This window comes from Paenibacillus sp. FSL R7-277 (genome assembly GCF_000517965.1).
GTDB classification, from domain to species: domain Bacteria; phylum Bacillota; class Bacilli; order Paenibacillales; family Paenibacillaceae; genus Paenibacillus_AQ; species Paenibacillus_AQ silagei.
Genome location: NZ_ASPX01000008.1, coordinates 225,716 through 246,497, shown reverse-complemented (window position 1 = coordinate 246,497; position 20,782 = coordinate 225,716). Strand labels below are relative to the sequence as shown.

13 protein-coding genes are annotated in these 20,782 nt (G+C 51.9%); 11 read left to right on the top strand and 2 right to left on the bottom strand.

Features of this window, described 5'->3' with window-relative positions:
- Positions 1-9: 9 nt before the first annotated feature.
- From C173_RS03950 to C173_RS03940, 3 genes are all read left to right on the top strand, one after another.
- Positions 10-810 (top strand): polysaccharide deacetylase family protein, encoded by an 801-nt coding sequence (locus C173_RS03950; protein ID WP_036722622.1) that lies wholly within the window; start codon positions 10-12, stop codon positions 808-810.
- A 112-nt stretch (positions 811-922) separates the two neighbouring features.
- Positions 923-2,119, top strand: coding sequence for an FG-GAP-like repeat-containing protein (locus C173_RS03945; RefSeq protein ID WP_235191760.1), 1,197 nt, complete (start codon positions 923-925; stop codon positions 2,117-2,119).
- 26 nt (positions 2,120-2,145) lie between these two features.
- Positions 2,146-4,578, top strand: a complete 2,433-nt coding sequence (locus tag C173_RS03940; RefSeq protein ID WP_235191753.1) for a glycoside hydrolase family 88/105 protein — start codon at positions 2,146-2,148, stop codon at positions 4,576-4,578.
- 585 nt (positions 4,579-5,163) lie between these two features.
- Here the strand turns inward: C173_RS03940 and C173_RS03935 are convergent.
- Positions 5,164-5,343: a hypothetical protein gene (locus C173_RS03935; RefSeq protein WP_036722620.1), complete on the bottom strand. Its 180-nt coding sequence runs from the start codon at positions 5,341-5,343 to the stop codon at positions 5,164-5,166.
- Positions 5,344-5,545: 202 nt separating this feature from the next.
- On the opposite strand from C173_RS03935, the gene C173_RS03930 reads away from it, so the two are divergent.
- Positions 5,546-6,931, top strand: coding sequence for an MATE family efflux transporter (locus C173_RS03930; RefSeq protein WP_036722618.1), 1,386 nt, complete (start codon positions 5,546-5,548; stop codon positions 6,929-6,931).
- A 212-nt stretch (positions 6,932-7,143) separates the two neighbouring features.
- A complete protein-coding gene (locus C173_RS03925; RefSeq protein ID WP_036722617.1) occupies positions 7,144-11,118 on the top strand; it encodes an endo-1,4-beta-xylanase in 3,975 nt (1,324 codons plus the stop codon).
- A 367-nt stretch (positions 11,119-11,485) separates the two neighbouring features.
- Here C173_RS03925 and C173_RS03920 read toward each other — a convergent pair whose 3' ends face one another.
- On the bottom strand, positions 11,486-12,079 hold the full coding sequence (locus tag C173_RS03920) for a TetR/AcrR family transcriptional regulator (RefSeq protein WP_051477801.1): 594 nt from the start codon (positions 12,077-12,079) through the stop codon (positions 11,486-11,488).
- 115 nt (positions 12,080-12,194) lie between these two features.
- Here C173_RS03920 and C173_RS03915 point away from each other — a divergent pair, with 115 nt between their 5' ends.
- From C173_RS03915 to C173_RS03890, 6 genes are all read left to right on the top strand, one after another.
- Positions 12,195-13,613 carry an MDR family MFS transporter gene (locus C173_RS03915; RefSeq protein ID WP_235191752.1) on the top strand — a complete coding sequence of 473 codons (1,419 nt, stop codon included), beginning with the start codon at positions 12,195-12,197 and terminating at the stop codon, positions 13,611-13,613.
- Between the two features lie 177 nt (positions 13,614-13,790).
- The gene (locus C173_RS03910; protein ID WP_036722615.1) at positions 13,791-15,539 is read left to right on the top strand and encodes a sensor histidine kinase; all 1,749 of its coding nucleotides are present in this window, start codon (positions 13,791-13,793) and stop codon (positions 15,537-15,539) included.
- Complete coding sequence (locus C173_RS03905) at positions 15,524-16,978, top strand: response regulator transcription factor (RefSeq protein WP_036722613.1); 1,455 nt, start codon at positions 15,524-15,526, stop codon at positions 16,976-16,978. Before C173_RS03910 ends, C173_RS03905 begins: the two co-directional genes overlap by 16 nt.
- A 116-nt stretch (positions 16,979-17,094) precedes the next feature.
- Positions 17,095-18,774: a hypothetical protein gene (locus C173_RS03900; protein ID WP_036722610.1), complete on the top strand. Its 1,680-nt coding sequence runs from the start codon at positions 17,095-17,097 to the stop codon at positions 18,772-18,774.
- Positions 18,775-18,855: 81 nt separating this feature from the next.
- The gene (locus C173_RS03895; protein ID WP_036722608.1) at positions 18,856-19,794 is read left to right on the top strand and encodes an ABC transporter permease; all 939 of its coding nucleotides are present in this window, start codon (positions 18,856-18,858) and stop codon (positions 19,792-19,794) included.
- Positions 19,795-19,806: 12 nt separating this feature from the next.
- A complete protein-coding gene (locus C173_RS03890) occupies positions 19,807-20,730 on the top strand; it encodes a carbohydrate ABC transporter permease (RefSeq protein WP_036722606.1) in 924 nt (307 codons plus the stop codon).
- Positions 20,731-20,782: the final 52 nt, after the last annotated feature.

Here is a 20,782-nt window from a genome sequence, read left to right as displayed (position 1 = left end):
TTAACTGCAATGCCGGGAGTGTATTACTGCTATCCGCAAGGCCGTCATAAGGCGCTGACCATGAGCTATGATGACGGACGGCGGGCGGATGAACGGCTGGTCGGCCTGTTCAATCAGTATGGAATCAAGGGCAGCTTCCATCTGAATTCGGGGCTGCTTGGCGAAGGAGACCGCATCAGGGCGGACGAGGTTGCGGCTCTCTACCACGGACATGAGGTCAGCATGCATACGCGGAGCCATCCGACGCTGGCGCGCTGCCCGCAGGAGCTGGTCGTGGAGGAGATTATGGAGGACCGCAGGGTGCTGGAAGGACTGGTCCGCCAGCCTGTGCGCGGTATGTCTTACCCGAACGGCTCCTATACGCAGGAGATCAAGGCGCTGCTGCCGCACCTGGGCATTGAGTATGCCCGCACAGTGCAGTCTACCGGCGGGTTCGCCCTCCCGGAGGACTGGCTGGAGTGGCAGGCGACCTGTCATCATAACCGGGAGCTGCTGGCTCACGGGGAGACTTTTGTGGGGCTGCATAAGCGGCAGTATCTGTACCTGATGTATGTGTGGGGACATAGCTACGAGTTCGACAATGATAACAACTGGGAGCTGATGGAGCGCTTCTGCGCCATGGCGGGCGGACGCGGCGACATCTGGTATGCAACGAATCTGGAGCTGGTGCATTACATGAAGGCTTGCCGGGGGCTGCTGTTCCCGGCGGCAAGGGATTTTGTCCATAATCCGGGAGCGGCTGCTGTCTGGCTGGAGGTTGACGGTACGGTGATCGAAGTGCCCGGGGGACAGACTGTAGATTTGAGCTGATACAGAACAGGGATAGAGTGAAGGAGGAAGAATAGTGACTCATACGGATCATAGTCAAAAGCTGCACCGGCTGGCCGAACTGGATATCTCCGTCGCCGGTCCAAGATGCAAAATGCTGCTCGGCGATCTGGACGGGGACGGCCGGGCCGAACTGCTGCTGGTGCAGCCGGATAACCGCCAGGATGTACGCTATATTCCGCATCAGGTGCAGTGCCTGACGGCTTATAATCTCGATGGCCGTCTGCTGTGGCAGACGGGAAAGCCGGATTCGAACGCAGGCAGCCAAGGCTCCGATTATCCGGCCCAGATTGCCGATATCGATGGTGACGGGGCGCTGGAGGTGCTGTGTGTGATGAAGGACCAGCTGCATATTCTGGAGGGGGCGACGGGCAAGGTCAAAGCAGTTCATCCGCTGCCGGCGAAGGAGGCTCATGACTGCATCATTATTGCCAACCTGTCAGGCGGCAGCTATCCTTCCGACATCATTCTAAAAGACCGCTACCATCAGCTGTGGGCGCTAGATCGGGACTTCCGGCTGCTCTGGACCCATCAGGGCAATGTAGGGCACTATCCCTGGGTGTACGATCTGGACGGTGACGGGCGCGATGAGGTGATGGCCGGATATGATCTGCTGAGCGCGGAGGGCAAGCTGCTATGGAGCTGCAAGGATCTGGAGGATCACGCGGATTGCCTGTGGGTGGGCGATGTGAACGGGGACGGGGTGCCGGAGCTGGTCATCGGCGGCAGTGTGACGGTGATGTACGACCGCAACGGGCACGAGCTGTGGCGGTACGAAGGCTCTGTCGAGTCGCAGCATCTGGCGCTCGGGCGGTTCCGCCTCGACCTGCCCGGCTTGCAGATTGCGGGCCTTGACCGTCTGGTCCGCGAGGATGACGGCAAGGGTCTGCGGGGCAAGGACGCTATGTTCCTGCTGGACCAGTCGGGCCGGGAGCTGTGGAAGGAAGAACGCACCACTGACGGCTGGCTGACCATTGTCGAAGCCGTCAGCCGGTTCTGGCCGGATGCACCCGACTATATTCTGGCGTACCGCCGGGGCGAAGCAGTGCTTCCCGCACTGTATGACGGCTATATGAATATCGTAGCCGAGTTCGCCGAGCAGGGCTACGCCGTGCACGGGGATCTGCTGGGCAGCGGAACCGAGCAGGTCATTATTTATACAGATGAGCTGGCCGCTGTCTATGCCGGTGAAGTGCTCCCGCTGCAAGCGGCGCACCCCGGGCAACAGCTGCCCCAGCCCAAACGGCTGTACAGCTCCACCCTGTACCCCGGTGGTGAGGTGGCGTTGTGAGGGGCGGCAGGGACGAGAATGCAGCGGTGAGTGCAGAGGAAGGACATGACATGAAGGGTGATGCCGAGCAGGCCAATGTTCCAGCCTACTTTCATCCGCGTCATTCCATCGTCCGCACAGCCGGAGAACATACGGAAGCGATGCTTGCCATCATAGCGAACCGCTATATTGGTGCAAATCCGCCGCAGCCTCCGGTCTACCGCGTTCATCTAGAGAACAGCTTCCCGCGCCTGCCGGATTGCCGGTATGAGATGAATCTGAAAGAACGGCTGCCTGAGCTGCGGGACGGGGAATTTGTATATGCCTGGGGGAAGCTGTGGAGCGATACGGACAGCGATATTCCGCTCGCTCTCAGTTGCTTCGGTCCGGTGACAGTCTATGTTGGCGGCATTGCCGTGTTCGCGTCCAATCTGAACGATGATGTGTTCCCAGACCGCAAGGCGTTCTTCCGTACCGGTCTGAAGGCAGGGTGGAATCACTTCCTGCTGGAGTGTACCGCAGTTGGTACCGGCTGCGGCGGGATTTTTGGCACCGGGAGCGTGAAGGGGGCTCCGCTGCATTTTCTGGCCCCGACTGCGGAGCGCAGCGGCTGCGAGGGCTGGATCTACAGCGCGCCGCAGCAGAGCAGATGGACGCTGCAGCCGGAGGGCGGCGGCGCTTCTGAGGGAGAGGCTGCGGCGCACCGCGCGGAGCCTTCGCAGCGCGGAAGTGTGCGCTGCGGCGAAGCCGCGGAGGCCGCCGAAGCTGCGCTGGCGGCCCGCTGTGCCTGGTATCCGGCGGCTGGATGGCCGGATACCAAGGCACAGGGCGGGAACCTCGCGCGCGTGCTCGGCGCGGTGCCCGGCGCGAAGGCGCTGGCCTGGAGCAGGCTGGCGGTGAGTGCGCCGGGCGGAATGAACGTCCGGCTGGTCCTCCGCAGCCGGGATGTAGCGGCACTCAAGGTCTGCGTGGATGGCAGGCTTGCCGCCATCCAGCCCGAAGCGAGTGCCGGCCTTGAGTGTGTGCTGCCGCTGAGCTTCGGCAGCCATGACCTGCTGGTCGAGGCCGTGTGCGGCGGCCCCGGGTGGGGCTTCCGCCTGGAAGCGGCGGAGGCTGGGAACACATCGGAGGTACAGGTGGAAGCGGAGTGTAGCGCGGCTCTTGCGGAAGCTTCACCCTGCTGCTCTCCGCAGGGAACCTTGAATAAGGGAGCTGGCGCCAGTGGAGTCCACGGCACAGTGAAGCTGGTGAGTCCTTGCCCGGTGGAAGGGCAGACCGGGCCATGGCTTTACCTGGGTCCGTTTCTGCAATCGGCGGCACCGCAGCCTATGGAGGCAGCTTCTATGGATGCTCCCTTCGGTGAAGGGGCGGAGCAATGCTTTTGGCGGGTGGACCGTCCTGGTGGCGCAGTCAGGCCCTATCTGGAGAGTGCGCTGTACGGACGCTGGAATTATCCGCTGGGGGTGACCCTCTATGGTCTGCTGCGTACCGGTCAGGCTCTGGGCGATCCTCATTATTCCGCATATACCAGAGGACATATTGAGCAGTGTACCCGGCTCCATGCTTATTCGCTCTGGGACCGCAGCCGCTATGGTGCTCCGGGTATTAACCAGCAATTGGCGCTCATGGACTCACTGGATGACTGCGGCTCCTTCGGTGCGGTGATGCTCGCCGCTCATGCCGAACAGCCGCTGCATGGAGCGTCCGAAACAGCGGCGTATATCGCCCGGTATATTCAAAATACGCAGTCCCGCGATGAGGAGGGGGCGCTCTACCGGACACGGGGCACCACCGACTTCATGCAGGGAACGATGTGGTGCGATGATCTGTATATGAGCACTCCGTTCCTGAGCCGGTATTATTTGTTGACGGGAGATACCGCTTATCTGGATGATGCAGTCTCGCAGTTTTTTCATTACCGTAATCGGCTGTTCCAGCCGGAGCTTGGCATTATGCATCATGTGTATGATTACAAATTCAGCAAGCCGAACGGGGTAGCCTGGGGCAGAGGCAACGGCTGGGTACTGTTCTCGCTGACTGAGCTGCTGGAGGTACTGCCGGAGCAGCATCCGCAGCGGGAAGAACTGCTGGATTATTACCGGCTGTTGTGCGAAGGTTATTTACGGCTGCAGGATGCGGAAGGATTATGGCATCAGGTCCTGACTGATCCCGAATCTTATGCGGAGGCATCGTGTTCTTCGATGTTCGTATATGCTTTTGCGCGCGGTGTGCGCAGAGGCTGGCTGCCAGAGCCGTATCCATATGCCGATGCAGCGTTACGCGGCTGGACGGCACTGGCCGAATACTGCATCGACCATCAGGGGAACGTCTATGGCGTCTGCCGGGGCTCGGGGTATTCCTTCAACAAACTATATTACAAAGAACAGCTGACCTGGCAGCTCAACGATACTCACGGAATCGGCATTGTGCTGCTGGCCGGTATTGAAGCGCTTGAGCTTAGGCGGGAGCTGGAGGATTAGCACATGTAAGAGTTGTCAGTGTAATAGTGCTGCTGAAAAAAGTAATTTATCAATCAGAGGCTGTTACTACTCATGCAGAGTTATCTTCAATCTGCTTGAGTTCGATAGCCTCTTCTTCATGTAGCCGTATAGCCGCAGAACCCGGGAATCGCGCGTATACAGAATACAGCGAATTGAAAGGGATAAATCCCATTAATGCGGCTAAAAGTGGATGATAAGCCGAAATGAAAGGGATAAATCCCATTGATTCCGCTGAAAATGGGCGGTGAGTGAAAATGAGAGGGATAAATCCCTCTGAGCCGTCAGAATGAGGAGCAGAAGTGCCCCTGAATTCGCCGAAAACGGGCATGGAGCGTAAATGAAGAGCAGAAGTGCCCCTGAATTCGCCGAAAACGGGCATGGAACGTAAATGAAGAGCACAAGTGCCCCTGAATTCGCCGAAAGCGGGCGGAGAGCGTCAATGAGAAGCACAAATGCCCCTGAATCCCCCATAGCCACGCAAAAACCCCGCAGGCGAAAATTCGCTTCCTGCGGTTTTTTTGCGCGGAGTGCCTTACGGGTATGTAGCACAGGCAGGCTGTGCGGTTAATCCTTATCGATCAGCTCCAGCTTTTCAAGGATCTTAAGGGTGGTAACGGCGGACAATTGCACAGCAAGTTGAATGCTGGCTTGGCTGTTTCCGCTCTGCTCCAAGGCAGCTTGATTCTCGGATAACACTTCTTCCGTCACCTGCTGGATCAGACTTTTAACGATCTCATTGTTCATAATAGGCTCCTCCTTCCGAATGTAAATACTCTCATTCTATATTTCGGCCGGACCCAGGATTTTACTTAGGGAGCAGGGAATGTTATCCGGTAATCTGAACGAATTCCACTCTTATCACAGACTTGAAGCGGGATCTGTAGTAAACTGGAAGGAATGTATAGTACGCCTGCAATTATTCTACAGAAAAGAATGTGATCAATGTATGCAGCTTCAAGCTCCTCAACCGGCCAAGAAATGGCTGGAAAAATATCTGTCCGGAGACAGCATGGATTACCGGCAAATTATCGCCTTGTTTCTGCCTATTCTCATTGACCAGGCCTTCATTATCGGGCTGAATCTGGTCAACACTGCGATGATCAGCTCGTCGGGTATGGCGGCAGTCAGTGCGGTGAATATGGTGGATTCCCTGAATATTTTTCTGATCAATGTATTTGTGGCGATTGCGACCGGGGGGACGGTGGTGGTTGCGCAGTATAAAGGAAGCGGGAATGACCGCATGGTCTCCCAGGCCACGGCCGGATCGGTTACCTCGGTCTCGCTGCTTGCGGTGGGAATCGGTCTGCTGCTGATGTCCTTCCATACGCCAATTCTGAATTTGCTGTTCGGGACGGCCTCCGCCGATGTGCTGGACAATGCCCGGGTCTATATGATCGGCAGCAGCATTTCGTATCTGGGGATTGCCGTGGTTCAGGCTGTATGCGGTGCGCTGCGGGGCGTGGGCCGGACGCGGGCTTCGCTGATGCTGTCGCTGATTATGAACGTGTTGTATGTTATCCTCAACGTTGTCTTCATTAACCTGCTGGACATGGGTGTGCTGGGCATGACACTTGCGGTCAATATTGCTCGTTATGTGGGGATGGCCTGTGCCTTGATCTATCTGTTCAAGTTCGATTCGGTGCTGCGTGTGCAGTTCCGCGACCTGTTCCATGTTCCGCTTATGATGCTGCGCAAAATCATGTTCATCGGCGTACCGTTCGCCGCAGAGCAGATGTTCTTCAACGGCGGCAAGCTGCTGACGCAGATCTTCATTGTCAGTCTGGGCACGTATGCCATCGCCACCAATGCGATTGCCGGATCGCTGGCGATGGTCTTTCAGATTCCGGCCAGTGCACTGTCGCTGACGATTGTAACCGTGGTCGGCCAGTGTATCGGACGGGGGGATGTAGCGGATGCCCGGAAGTTCATCAAGTCCTTCCTGTGGATCGGTTCCGCCTCTTACGCCCTGGTGGCCTTGATCCTGATGCCGCTGTTCCATCCGCTGGTGTCGATCTTCTCTCCGCCTGCGGAGATCATCGATGATCTGTTCGTGGTGCTGCTGGTCAATGCGATTGCCCAGATTCCGCTGTGGGCCTTCAGCTTCATTCTGCCGTCTGCGCTGCGGGCAGCGGGAGACTCGCGCTTCACCTCGATCGCTTCGATGCTGACGATGTGGCTGTTCCGGGTGGTCTTCGGCTATATTCTCGGGATCGTGCTGGGCTATGGAGTGCTGGGTGTATGGCTGGCGATGAACTGCGAATGGGCAGTGCGCGGAGCGGTGTTCCTGTGGCGCTTCCGGGGCAAGAAGTGGTATGCGCACAAGCTGATATAGATACTGCCGGTTAGAAGACTCCTAATTCAGGGGTCTTCTTTGCTATGCAGTCAGCCGGAATCATCTATAAAAAGCACGGTACAACCTTTAGTTTCAGGTAAGACGCACTTTGGTCCGTATGCTACGATTTGGGTGGTGAAGGGGGAGGCTTCCACATTAGCTGTAAGCGCTTAACTCATTGAAACCCAAATTCATACAGAGGAGTGCAACGCATGAAGAGAATAATCAAGCAAGTCTCTCTGGTGCTGCTGGCAGCCCTTCTGCTTCTTCCGGCAGGCGGATATCTTCCGGCTGCTCAGGCAGCCGAGGCACAGACCACGGTATATCACGAAACGTTTGCGAATGGCGCAGGTAAGGCAGTTCAGTCGGGAGGCGCCAAGCTGGAGGCGGTTAAGGGCGTTGTTTTTGACGGAAATAGTGATGGGGCAGCGCTGCACGTAAGCAACCGGAAGGATAGCTGGGATGCGGCTGATTTCAACCTCTCGGATATGGGCATGAAGAAGGGCAGCACCTATACCGTAACAGCGGTGGTCTATGTGGATGGCAGCGTAACTGTGCCGAAGGACGCACAGGCAGTGATGCTGACACTGGACGGTTATGGCAATTACGCCGGTGGCGAATATCATGCGGGTCAAGCCGTGACCTTGACCAAGACCTTTACGGTGGACGCGGAGCAGAAGCTGCGCATCCAGTCAGACGATAAGGGAGCCACAGTACCCTTCTACCTTGGCGATCTTCTGATAACGACAGAGTCCACTCCGGGCGGCGGGGAAGAGCCTGTGCGTGAACCGGCTTTGCCGTTCAGTACAGTGACTTTTGAAGATCAGCAAGAGGGCGGCTTCACCGGCAGAGCCGGAACCGAGACGCTGACCGTAACGAATGAAGCGAATCATACCGAGGGTGGTTCATATTCCCTGAAGGTCGAGGGCAGAAGCAATACCTGGCACGGGCCTTCCCTCCGTGTGGAGAAGTACGTGGACAAGGGCAGCGAATATACCCTTTCTGCCTGGGTGAAGCTGATCGAACCGGCGAGCGCACAGCTCCAGCTGTCTACACAAGTAGGCACAGACAGCAGTGCAAGTTATGTGACCCTGTCCCCTAAGACGATCAGTACGGCTGACGGCTGGGTGAAATATGAGGGCAGCTACCGCTATAACAGCGTGGGCGGAGAATACCTGACCTTGTATATTGAAAGTTCCAATAATGCAACCGCTTCCTTCTATATCGATGATATTAATTTCGAGCATACAGGTACCGCTCCGGTGGATATTCAGAGAGATCTGATTCCGCTAAAAACAGCCTATCAAAATGACTTCCTGATCGGCAACGCGCTATCCGCCGAGGATCTGGAAGGCGTACGGCTGGACCTGCTGAAGATGCATCACAACGTTGCTACCGCAGGTAATGCCATGAAGCCGGATGCGCTGCAGCCGACCAAAGGCAATTTCAGTTTTACAGCAGCGGATGCGATGGTGAACAAGGTGCTGGCTGAAGGGATGAAGATGCATGGGCATGTACTGGTATGGTATCAGCAATCGCCTGACTGGATGAACTTGACGACGGATGCAGCAGGCCTTAGCGTTCCGCTGGGGCGTGACGAAGCACTCGCTAACCTGAGAGCGCACATCAAGGGAGTCATGGAACATTTCGGAGACCGGGTCATCTCCTGGGATGTAGTCAACGAGGCGATGAATGATAACCCGTCCAATCCGAATAACTGGCAAGCGGCGCTGCGCAAGGCTCCGTGGTATGATGCCATCGGTCCGGACTATCTGGAGCAGGCGTTCCTGGCGGCCAGAGAGGTGCTGGACCAGCATCCGGAATGGGATATCAAGCTGTATTACAATGATTACAATGACGATAACCAGAACAAGGCCCAGGCCATCTACAGTATGGTCAAGGAACTGAATGACAAGTACGCGCTGACCCATCCCGGCAAGTTGCTGATTGATGGTGTGGGGATGCAGGCGCACTACAATATCAATACGAATCCAGATAACGTCAAGCTATCGCTGGAGAGGTTCATCTCCCTTGGCGTAGAGGTCAGTATTACCGAACTGGATATTCAGGCCGGCAGCCAGAATACGCAGACAGAGAAGGAACGGATTGCTCAAGGCTATCTGTATGCGAGGCTGATGGATCTCTACAAGGCCCATGCCGACCATATTGCGCGGGTAACCTTCTGGGGCATGGATGACCGCACAAGCTGGAGAGCGGAGTCAAGCCCGCTGCTGTTCGACAGGGATCTGCAGGCGAAGCCGGCTTACTACGCGGTCATTGATCCGGCCAAATTCATGGCTGAGCATGAGCAGAATACGGCAGAAGTCAACGTGTCAGAGGCAGTCTACGGCACGCCGGTTATTGACGGAACAGCGGATGGAATCTGGGCCTCTGCGCCTGAGATGGCTGTGAATCGTTATCAGATGGCCTGGCAGGGCGCAAGCGGAACCACACGTACCCTGTGGGATGACCAGAATCTGTATGTGCTGGTCCAAGTAAATGACGCTCAATTGGACAAGAGCAATGTGAATCCATGGGAGCAGGACTCTGTCGAGATTTTCCTGGATGAGAATTTCGGCCGTACGACCTTCTATGAGAGTGATGACGGACAATACCGGGTTAATTATGACAATGAAGCCTCCTTCAGTCCTGCAGCCATCAGTGCAGGCTTCGAATCGGTAACCAAGGTTAACGGAACCAACTATACGCTTGAAATGAAGATTCCGTTCAAAACAATCATGCCAGCCGGCGGAACTAAGGTCGGCTTCGACACTCAGATCAACGATGCCAAGAACGGCGTCCGGCAAAGTGTGGCCGCCTGGAATGATACCACCGGCAACGGCTATCAGGACACCTCCGTCTTCGGCGTGCTGACGCTTAAGGCCAAAGACGGCGCTGAACCGCCGACGAAGCCGACGCCAACGCCAACTCCGGAACCAACACCTGCGCCAACGCCAACATCGGCACCGGATTCCGGCGGCACCAGCTATACCAGCAGCACACCTGCGCCTAAGCCTGCGCAGTTTGATATCAAGGACGGCGTAGTGAGGATCAGACCTGAGGTGAAGACCGAAGGCACAGCGGCCAAAGCCACTGTGACGGGCGAGCTGTGGCAGCAAGCCTTGAAGCAGGCGGCCCCGGCAGCAGACGGGCGGAAGCAGATCATCATCGATCTGGCGAACCAGACAGGTGTGGCTTCCTATGAAGCTCAGTTGCCGCTTCAAGGCCTGAAGACGCAGGAGAAGTTCCTGCTTGTCCTCCAGAACGGCTTTGCTACGCTGTCCATTCCAAGTGAGCAGCTTGCAGGGATTACAGCAACCACTGAATATGTTAGCATCCGGGTCAAGCATTCCACAGCCGAAGGCCTGGATGCCACTGCTCTCCAGCAGACCGGCAGCCGTCCGGTGGTGGAGCTGAGTCTGCTTGCAGGCGGGCAGAAGGTAGCCTTGTCTGGCAGCAGCGAGATGACCGTCTCTATTCCTTACAAAGCGTCAGCAGCAGAGCTTGACAGTCTGGAGTCTCTTCTGGTCCGTTCACTCACCGGCAACGGCGCGTGGTCTGCTGTGGTGAACAGCCGTTATGATGCAGTGAAGGAAGCGCTGGTGTTCCGTACTACAGAGTTCGGCATATTTGCCGCAGCCTTCGCTCCGCCGGCCTTTACAGATCTCGGCAGCCTGTCATGGGCGAAGCAGGCAGCTGCTGCCATGGCTGTGCGCGATATCCTTCCGGGCGGCAACAGCTTCATGCCGGCGGCACCTATGAACAGAGCAGACTTCACAGCCTCGCTGGTGAAGGTGCTGGAGTTCAAGGCTGCTGCTGAAGCAGTTGTAGGCTTCAGTGATGTCAAGAGTAATGCGGCATACAGCAAGGAGCTTGCGGCCGCGAAGCAGCTCGGTATCGTCACAGGCTATGCGGGCAATACCTTCAAGCCAGCGGGCGTCATCACCCGCCAGGAGATGATGGTAATTGCGGCGCGTGCCCTGAAGGCGGCCGGAATCACGGCTGAAGGCAGCGGATCGATAGCATCTTACACCGATGCCGGTCAAATCTCCGCCTATGCCAAGGACAGCGTGTCAGCCTTGCTGAAATACGGCGTAGTGAACGGTAAGAACAATAAGCTTGCTCCGGGGGACACCCTCTCCCGTTCGGAAGCAGCGGTAATTCTGTACCGGATCTGGAAGCTGTAAAGTTACTTCTAATAAGACAGAGAAACAGCCAGCCGCCGGGCAGATTGCCGGTGACTGGCTGTTTGTGGTTGCAGCCGGATTATCGTGCTGCTCCTCCAACTCCAACTTATAATTCGATTCAAAAATCCTGCTTAAACTACAACATTCACTCACATTACAACAACCATTTCTCGTATTGTTGTACAAAAAGCAGGAATATCCTGTCTTGAAGCGGCTTAGCGAAGATAATCCTGCAATTCCTGCAACAATCTCCCGGGAATGCCCCTATCCTAGATGCCGAGTTGCAATACATGCAACATTAGCTCCACAACAAAGAAATTAAGGGCGAATGACTTAAGCCGTAAAACTAATGGACGGGAATGAAGAATTACCGTTTTAACACCAGCGGAAGGTACACCTCGTCCACAATATTGGCGATCGTCTCCTCTGACATGGGTGCGTTATAGAGCATCAGCTCATGGCGGGCCAGATCGGACGGCAAAGTGAGCATTCGGGGGGTTACGGCTTCGGCAGATACTTCTCCCCGCTCAACAGCCCGCTCCAGCAAAATCGACATGGTCCTGTTTTGACGCCCATGGGGGAAAATATAGGAGGCAAGCGGCATATTGCCCATTTCTGCTACAAGTCCGTAGAAAGCATTCAACATGACTTGAATATTATTCTGGTTCATGGCCCGCAGCACCCCGCATACATCATCCCTCAAGTTCCCGTTATCCGGCACTTCCTCCAGCGGCAGGGGCACACGCTCCCGGATAGCAGCAAGCACAAGCTCAGCACGGTTGGCCCACCGGCGGTAGAGTACGGCTTTGCTTGTTCCCGCCCGCTCGGCCACACTATCCATCGTAAGATTGGAATACCCCTGCTCTGTCAACTCTTCCCGTACGGCCTGGAGTATAGCGGCTTCGAGCTCCTTGCCTCTGCGTCTGTTCTTCAATTTATCCTGTTCTTGAGAAGTGGACATACCGGTCTCAACCACCTTTGGAGAATTTCGTTGCGTTTCTTATGAGGATAGTATATCATAGGCTCAATTAAGAAACTTTAAGTTTCTTATTAGCGACCAAAGGGAGATGATCAACTTGCAAAATCAAGCTAAACCAGCACTTGAACCAGCTGAACAGCAGGCAGCAGCCAAGAATTTGATGTGGATTCTTATGCTTGGTATTCTGGCTCCGATCTTCGATACGACGATAACCAATGTGGCGATTGATACGCTGGTCCGGGAATTTAACACCTCGGTATCCATTGTTCAGTGGGTGATGACCGGATATCTGCTGTCGTTTGCGATGGTTATTCCTATAACAGGCTGGGCTGTGGAACGGTTTGGGGGAAGGAAGATGTGGCTATTTTCGCTGAGTCTGTTTTTGCTCGGCTCTGTGCTGTGCAGCATGGCGTGGAACGTGGAGAGCCTGATTATTTTCCGTACCCTTCAAGGGATCGGCGGGGGCTTGCTGATGCCGATTATGCAGACCTTGGCCGTACGTGCCTATGGAGGTCAGAATATGGGCAAAAGAATGGCGACCATAGCTATGCCAGCGCTGCTTGGGCCCATTCTGGGACCGGTGCTGGGAGGACTGATCGTCAATCATCTGAGCTGGCGATGGATCTTTTTTGTCAATATTCCGCTCTGCCTGGCTGCCATAATTGTTGCGTGGAAGGGGCTCCCCAAAGAAGAGCACCATGCCCGGACGCTGCGGCTGGATGTGCCTGGACTGCTGATACTGTCTCCGGCTATCGTGCTTACCCTGTACGGCCTTGGAGAAGTCAGCTCCCACCACGGCTTCGGTCATGCTGCGGTCCTTGTTCCCGTTATAGCAGGTGTGGCGCTTTTAGCAGTATTCGTGATCCATGCCTTCCGCAAGGGAGATGAAGCGTTGATTGATGTCAGGCTGTTCCGGGTACGTTCCTTAACCGTGTCCTCGTCACTGCTGTTTCTATCCGGATTGACGACCTATGGGGCGATGCTGCTGCTGCCGCTATATCTCCAGCAAGTCCGCGGTGAATCTGTGCTTATGTCCGGCCTGCTGCTCGTTCCCCAAGGCATCGGGATGCTGCTGACCAGATCGCTGGCCGGCAAACTGACAGATCAGATCGGATCGAGACCCGTGGTTCTTGTAGGAACGGTCCTTACCATCCTTGGCACTTGGCCGCTGACGCAGCTTGGCGCAGATACGAGTTACTATTTTCTGAGTGCGGTTCTTATCGTGAGGGGGGCTGGATTAGGAGCTGTTTTTCTGCCGGTTATGGCTTCTGCCTATATCGGTCTGTCCTCGAAGCAAATCCCGCACGCCAGCAGCACCACCCGTATTATGCAGCAGATTGGCGGTGCCTTCGGCGTATCAGTTATCGCAATTATTTTACAAAATAAGCTGAATTCCGTCCTGACTCCTGACCCGGCCGCAATGGCCGTTGCCTTCGATCATACGTTTATGTGGACGATTGCCTTCTCGGCTGTGGCGTTAATTCCGGCTGCCTTCCTGCCAAGAATAAGGAAATAGTGCGGCTGGTGCGCAAGTGCAATTATATTTCATTTCCCTGAGATCCATTGTTGCGAATGGTAGAGTGGTGTATCCGTTTATCTGAATTCAAGGTATAATATCGGACAAAGCGCGTAAGGATGACTCTGGAATGTATAGAAAGCGCTATCTTTGCAGGCAGATTGGAGGAATGTGTATATGATCAAGCGGTTTCAAAGAGTTAGCCTGGTGAAACAGATTATCTATCTGAATGTGCTGATGCTAAGCTTTCTGCTAGTATCCTTTCTCATTTCTAATTATATCGCGCAGCGTATTGTCGAGGACAAGGTTACGGAATCCGTTAACAAGCTGATGCTTCAGCTGGAAGCAACCATGAAGAATTTCTATAAAGATATGGATGGTATTTCATACTCCTTGTTGTACAGTCCGACGCTTCAGCAATATCTGAGCACAAACGATGCACTGACACATATTCTTATGGACGATGATATTGTCTCCCAATTTTCAAGTACACTTTCTTTGAAAGAAGACATTAAAGGGATACTGCTCTATAACAACACGGGCAAGCTGATTGCCAATTTAGGGGAAAAGGCGAATATTACACCTAAAAATCAGGCATCTGTCATTGAATATACTACTTCCATATTACCCAACAGCTCCTACTACACGATATCTGTTCCTGTCTATAATCTGCAGAATAATATCAAGTTAAAGGATTACCGGGGAATGTGCGTATTTCTAATGGATGGAGCCCGCTTTAATGAGCTGCTACAGACATCGAAGCAATCCCCCCATTCCAAATTCCTGCTGCTGGACGAGAAGGATGTCATCATTGCGGGAACCGCTCCGCAAAATTACGGCGAAGTTTTTCATTCTGAGAATTACTCTAATCGTCATAAATATCTGGTTCAGGAAGCGGTTCTTAAAAATACCGGCTGGAAGATTATTAGCGTCCTGCCCAAGGCCGAAGTGCTCCAGGATGTGAGTACCATCAAGAACCTTAATATTGCTACCTATATTGTAATCTTTTCCATGCTGCTGCTCTTCCTGGTTGTGTTCTATAATCAGGTATTTAAGCCTGTCAAAGCGCTCCTTGATTTTGTGAAATCCTACACGAAAAAAGGGAAGGACAGAAGGTTCTCAGTGACGTTCAACAACGAAATCGGAGTCTTGGGCAGCCGCTTGAACCAGATGCTAGATGACATCGATCATCTAAGCCGGGATATCCAGGTCGTTCAGCAAAAAGCCTTTGATATAGAGCTGATGAAAAAGAAAATGGAGATATCGGCCTACAGGAATCAGATTAATCCTCACTTTTTGTACAATACCTTAGAATGCATACGTGCGATTGCCCTTTTTCATAAAGCTGAGGATATCGCGGAAATCACCTCTTCTCTATCCAAGATGTTTCGTTATTCCATTAAAGGGGCCGGATTTGTCAGTATAGGTGAAGAGCTGCTCTACCTTCGGGAATATTCGAGAATTATTGATTACCGCTTTAGAGGAAAAATACAAATTCGAGTGGAAGCGGAAGAGCGCCTGCAATCGCTCTACACTCTGAAATTATTACTGCAGCCGATCGTAGAAAATGCAGTTTTTCACGGACTGGAGACAAAGGTCAGCTCTGGATTGGTTACTGTGCAGGTAAACCTGCGGAGAGATCAGCTTGTTTGCTTCACAGTCAAAGATGATGGCGTAGGAATGAGCGGGCAACGGCTGGAAGAGGTGAGGGCACAATTAAACCGGTTTGAAGGTCCTGTTGTGATGAATGACGGAGGCGTGGGCATCGGCTTGGCCAATATCTATCGTAGAATAAAGCTGTTCTATGGAGAAAATGCCCAAATGACGATCGAGAGCAAAGTAGACGAAGGGACCATGGTGATCTTGACGGTACCGATCATGGAGGAGCCCGGAGAAACGGAGGGAGAACTATGCTTCAAGTCCTGATTGTTGATGATGAACCTTGGGTAGCATACGGAATTGCCCACATGATTGACTGGAACAGTCTGGGTTATGAGATTATCGGTGAGGTGTATGACGGTCAGCACGCCTTGGAGATGATTACCGAGCTATTGCCGGATCTGGTCATTTCCGATATTCGTATGCCTGGATTAAGCGGAATTGAATTACTGGAGAGAATAAGAGGGCTGCAGTTAGAGACGAAGGTTATTCTTGTAAGCGGATATACCGATTTTGAATATGCTCAGAAAGCGATCCGTTATGGGGCATTCGACTATCTGGTCAAACAGATTGATGCTACCAAACTGGAAGAGGCTATCCATAGACTTACCGTAGAGATGAATAGAAAACGGGAGGCTTACGAGGAATATAATTTGTTGCAGGGAGACTTATTTGAGTGGCTGAATCCGGCGAATAAATTCACAATCGAGGATTTTCAGGTTAACCAGGAAGTCACCGGAATGCTTCCGGATTATCGCTTCATATGCTGCCTGTATCCCGCAGACTCTAGTCCTGGAATAGCGGAAGGGAGGCATCAATATCCCCATTTGAGTGTCACCTCCTTACGAACGGGTTATGATAAAATTTCGCTGCTGCTCAATTATGACGAGCATATGGAGCCTTTGGAGCTACTCGATTTTATTACCAATGAATTGTCCGATGCCAGGTATATCGGGATAAGCGCTATAGGGGGAGCTACCACGCCAATCTCCAGGCTGTATCAAGAATCGGAGATTGTGATGTTCAGCGCATGCTTTCATCAAACCGAACAACTCGCGCATTACAAACCACCTGTTATCTCCACGCTGATTAGAAAATGTCTATTAAAGCTGGAGCAATCCATTAAGGAAAAGGATAACATTCAAGTGGAGGTTCTGCTGGAGCAGATCAGCGAGGAATGCCGCCATTCCCTTATATACATTGATCAGATTGCAATCATCTATAATCAGGTGATCTCCATTATTCATAAGTATCATCATCAATTAAGCCCGGACAATGAGCTGGAATTCTTATCGTATGAACAGATTATTCGAATGTATCATACGCCGGAACAGCTGTTTACCAGAATGAAGTCGTTGCTGGAGCAGTTGAGTGAGCAAGATATCCACGTTTCCAATGAGGCTGTCGAGAAGATTATCGCCTATATCAACAGCAGGTATATGCATGATCTGTCGCTCAGTGAAATCGCCAAAATGTTTCATCTCAGCCTGGGCTACTTAAGCACGTTGATCAAGAAGGAGACGGGAGTCACCTATTCGGAATACATCATGCATAAGCGCTTGAGTATGGCTAAGGAACTACTTGGAGATTCCTCCCTGTCTGTGGCAGAGGTGGTCGAGCAAATTGGCTATAAGGATTATTACCATTTCAATAAGCTGTTTAAGAAGAACTTTGGAATCACGCCTAGCCAATACCGGAAAATATAACGTTGAAAGAAGAACAGAACACCAAAATAGAAAAATTCAGACATCTTCTTCCTCATGAATCTGAGCTACGATAAAGATGTTCCAAACACACAGATTAAGGGAGGTCACAAAAGGCTATGAAACTAAAGTATATGATGGCTCCGGTTCTGACCCTGGCTTTGGCACTAACGGGGTGTGGTTCAACGAGCAAAAATGAAACCGCTAACAAACCGGAAGGGACACAAAATTCGGCACCAGCTGTAAGCAAAGCAGTGTGGTTCTCGACAGTGGATTTCTGGAATCCTCCATCCACATGGAGCACCGATCCCGGCACTGTTCAAGGTATAATCACCGAGAAGACCGGTTTAACCTTTGATTTCAACATACCGGCACAAGACGGAGAGACGAAGTTGAATTTGATGCTGGTTTCCTCGGGTGAAAACTTCCCGGATTTGCTGACCATTACAAGTGATGTGCTGGGGAAAAAGCTGATTGAGGCTGATAAAGTGTGGAAACTGGATGAATTTTTGCAAAAATACGATCCGGATTCTCATCTGCTGAAGGATTTTCCGGCGGATGTGAAGCAGACGATCATTGACCGGGATGGCGGCTTCTATGCTTTCCCAAGCCATATCAACTCAGAGGATGCCAGAAAGCAATATCCTCCTTCCGGACAATTCTATATCGATACTATAGATTACGCAGATAACAATGGGATTGTGGTGAATGGAAATATTCTCAAAGAGGCAGGTTTGACCATTGATGACATCAAGACGGAATCCGGTCTGCTTGCCGCTTATCAAAAGATTAAAGATATGAATTTGAAGGTATCCGGGGCTGCGGTGATTCCGCTACTGGTCGATGGCAAAAGCTATCAGGAGCCTACATTCGACTTCCTGAAGAATACCTTCGGGGTCATGCCGGTAGATCAGAATGGTAACTATAGAGACCCGTTACTGGCACCGGAAACGAAAGAGGCCTTGAGCTTCTTGTATAAGGCTATGCAGGGAGGCTATTTTGAACCCGGACAAATGACGGTGGATAATGCTGCAGTGAAGGCCGATATGGCATCGGGCAGAGTCTTTACTTTTATCGGTAATATGGCCAATACTTCCTTCCAGCTCAATAATTACTGGACATCCTCCGGTCCTATTCTTTCGGATAAGGGAACGAAGCCTGTACTTGCGAAGAACCAGCGGGCAGGCGGTGGCTGGATGCATACCTTTGTCTCGAAATCTGCCAAAGAACCGGAGAAGCTGGCTAAATTCATAAGCTTCATGAGCAGTAAAGAAGGTATGCTATTGCACAACTACGGTATTGAAGGTGTTCATTATAATCTGGACGACCAGGGACATGTGGTTAAGACCGAGCAGGGGCTCAAGGATGCGACCCAGTATATGACAACGGGCGTGAGTGCATTCTGGCCATTTAATAATACCTCCTTCTCCTACAGTCTGGAGTCTGCTCCGACCGAAGAAACAGACATGGCGGCTGTAACTGCCAACCGGGTTGCTTCGGCTTATGGCAAATCTGAGGAAATCCAGATCTATAATAATGCGGCACTCAGTCTGCCGCAGGATCTATTCCCAGCCGACAGTCAATTTGCCAATGATGATTTGCAGATTAAGAACTACAAAACTGCCCAGATCGCTAAAATAATCATGTCGGAAAATGATGAGAAGTTTGAGCAGCAATATAATGAAATGATCGCACAATTAAAGAAGCTTGGTATTGAGGCTTTGGATAAAGAGCGGGATAAATATTTTAAGGAAAAGAGTAAGCAGTATGGAATAGAGATTAAAGGGATCAACTCCTGATTGCCAGAGGATGAAGGGTGCCAAAGCACGTGCAAAAACATGATGCTTTGGCATTCTTAATGTAGAGATAGGAGGGAAAGTATGCCATCCAAGCGTAGAAAAGGATACAGACTGGGATATGATTTCAAAACGCAGTTTGAACTCAAATTAATGCTGTTTCCAGCAGTGGTATTGATCTTTGTGTTTAACTTTACTCCGTTATTTGGTCTTCTGATGGCTTTTAAGAGCTACGAACCCGCTATGGGCATCAAGGGAATCTTTACAAGTGACTGGAATCATTTTCAGCATTTCACCAGGGTGTTTCATAATTTTCAATTCTGGCCGATGGTACGGAACACTTTGGGGATCAACCTGCTAAGCGGTTTAATAGGAATACCGGTAACGCTCTTTTTTGCCCTGATTCTCAATGAAATACAGTCTCCCAAGTTCAAATCCTTGGTTCAGACCATAACCTATTTACCCCATTTTCTCTCCTGGGTTATTTTTGGCGGACTTTTTATTACACTGTTGAATACTGACGGTATAGTTAATTACTTGCTGCTGGAGTTCCATCTTATTGACAAACCGCTGCAGTTTTTGGCGGAACCGAAATACTTCTGGGGTATAGCCATTGGAACCGGACTGCTGAAGGATCTCGGCTGGGGTGCCATTCTGTATCTTGCGGCCATTGCCGGTGTCGACCAGAGTCTATATGAATCGGCTGCCATCGACGGAGCGGGCCGTTTGAAAAGAATGCTTCATATTACGATTCCCGGAATCATGCCTACGTTGATGGTTTTGGTCATATTTGCCGTAAGCGGCATGCTAAACAATAATTTCACCCAGATTTATGTTTTACAGAATACATTGAATTTACCGGCAAGCCAGGTTATAGATACTTATGTTTATCAAACGGGAATGCTGCAATTCCAATTTGCCTCGGCGACGGCAATAGGGTTGATGAAGACTGTGTTTGCCCTGTTGCTTCTGGTTGGTGCAAATACTGTCTCCAATAAATTGACTAAGACAGGGTTGTTTTAAGGAGGACGTTGTATGGTTGGAGGGAAAAGTTTAGGAGAACGTACGTTTAATTTGTCTACAATCATCATTATGGTGATTCTTATGGCTGTAACTATCTACCCGTTCTGGTTCTCCCTCATCAGTTCCCTGAACAGTGGAGAGGATCTGCTTCGCGGTCCAATCTTCTTATGGCCGAGAGAATGGACATGGGCCAGCTGGGAAAAGGTGTTGATTGATCCGGGAATCCTTCAGGCAGCTTGGATTACGGCGTCGCGGACGATTATTGTTACGGTTGTATCCATGCTCTATACATCGATGTTCGCGTATGCATTCTCCAGGTCTTATCTAAAAGGGAAACAGTTCTACGTGGTGATTGGCTTTGCCAGCATGTATTTCAGTGGCGGATTGATTCCATCCTTTATGCTGATGAACTGGCTGGGCTTATACGATCATTACCTCGTCTACATTTTGCCGAGTATTTTTGGAGGCTTCTATAACGTCATCATCTTTAATGCGAATTACAAGGGCATCCCGGACTCTTTATTTGAGTCGGCGAAGATGGATGGAGCCAGTGAGTTCAGAATCTTTTTCCGGATTGTCTTACCGCTATCGAAACCGGTCATGGCAGCACTGTCCGTATTTACAGCAGTGAATATATGGAATGATTACGGTACAACACTTTATTTCACACAATCCAACCATTTGCAGACTTTACAGTATGTCATCCTCAGATTAATTCAGTCGAATCGCGCGGTTGAGAACATGATGAATACGGTGGACGGCTCCAACCTTGCGGTAGCACAATTACTGAATAATACCGGAGGACAAGGCTTGGTCACGGCTCATACCATTGAGCTTGCCGCTATGGTCATTGCGTCCATTCCGATGATCATCTTATATCCGTTCGCGCAGCGCTTTTTCATTAAAGGAGTGTTGTTGGGATCAGTTAAAGGATGAATGGATATTGACTGGATAAGACAACAAGTAGGGTGCAGGAGCGCTCTTCTTG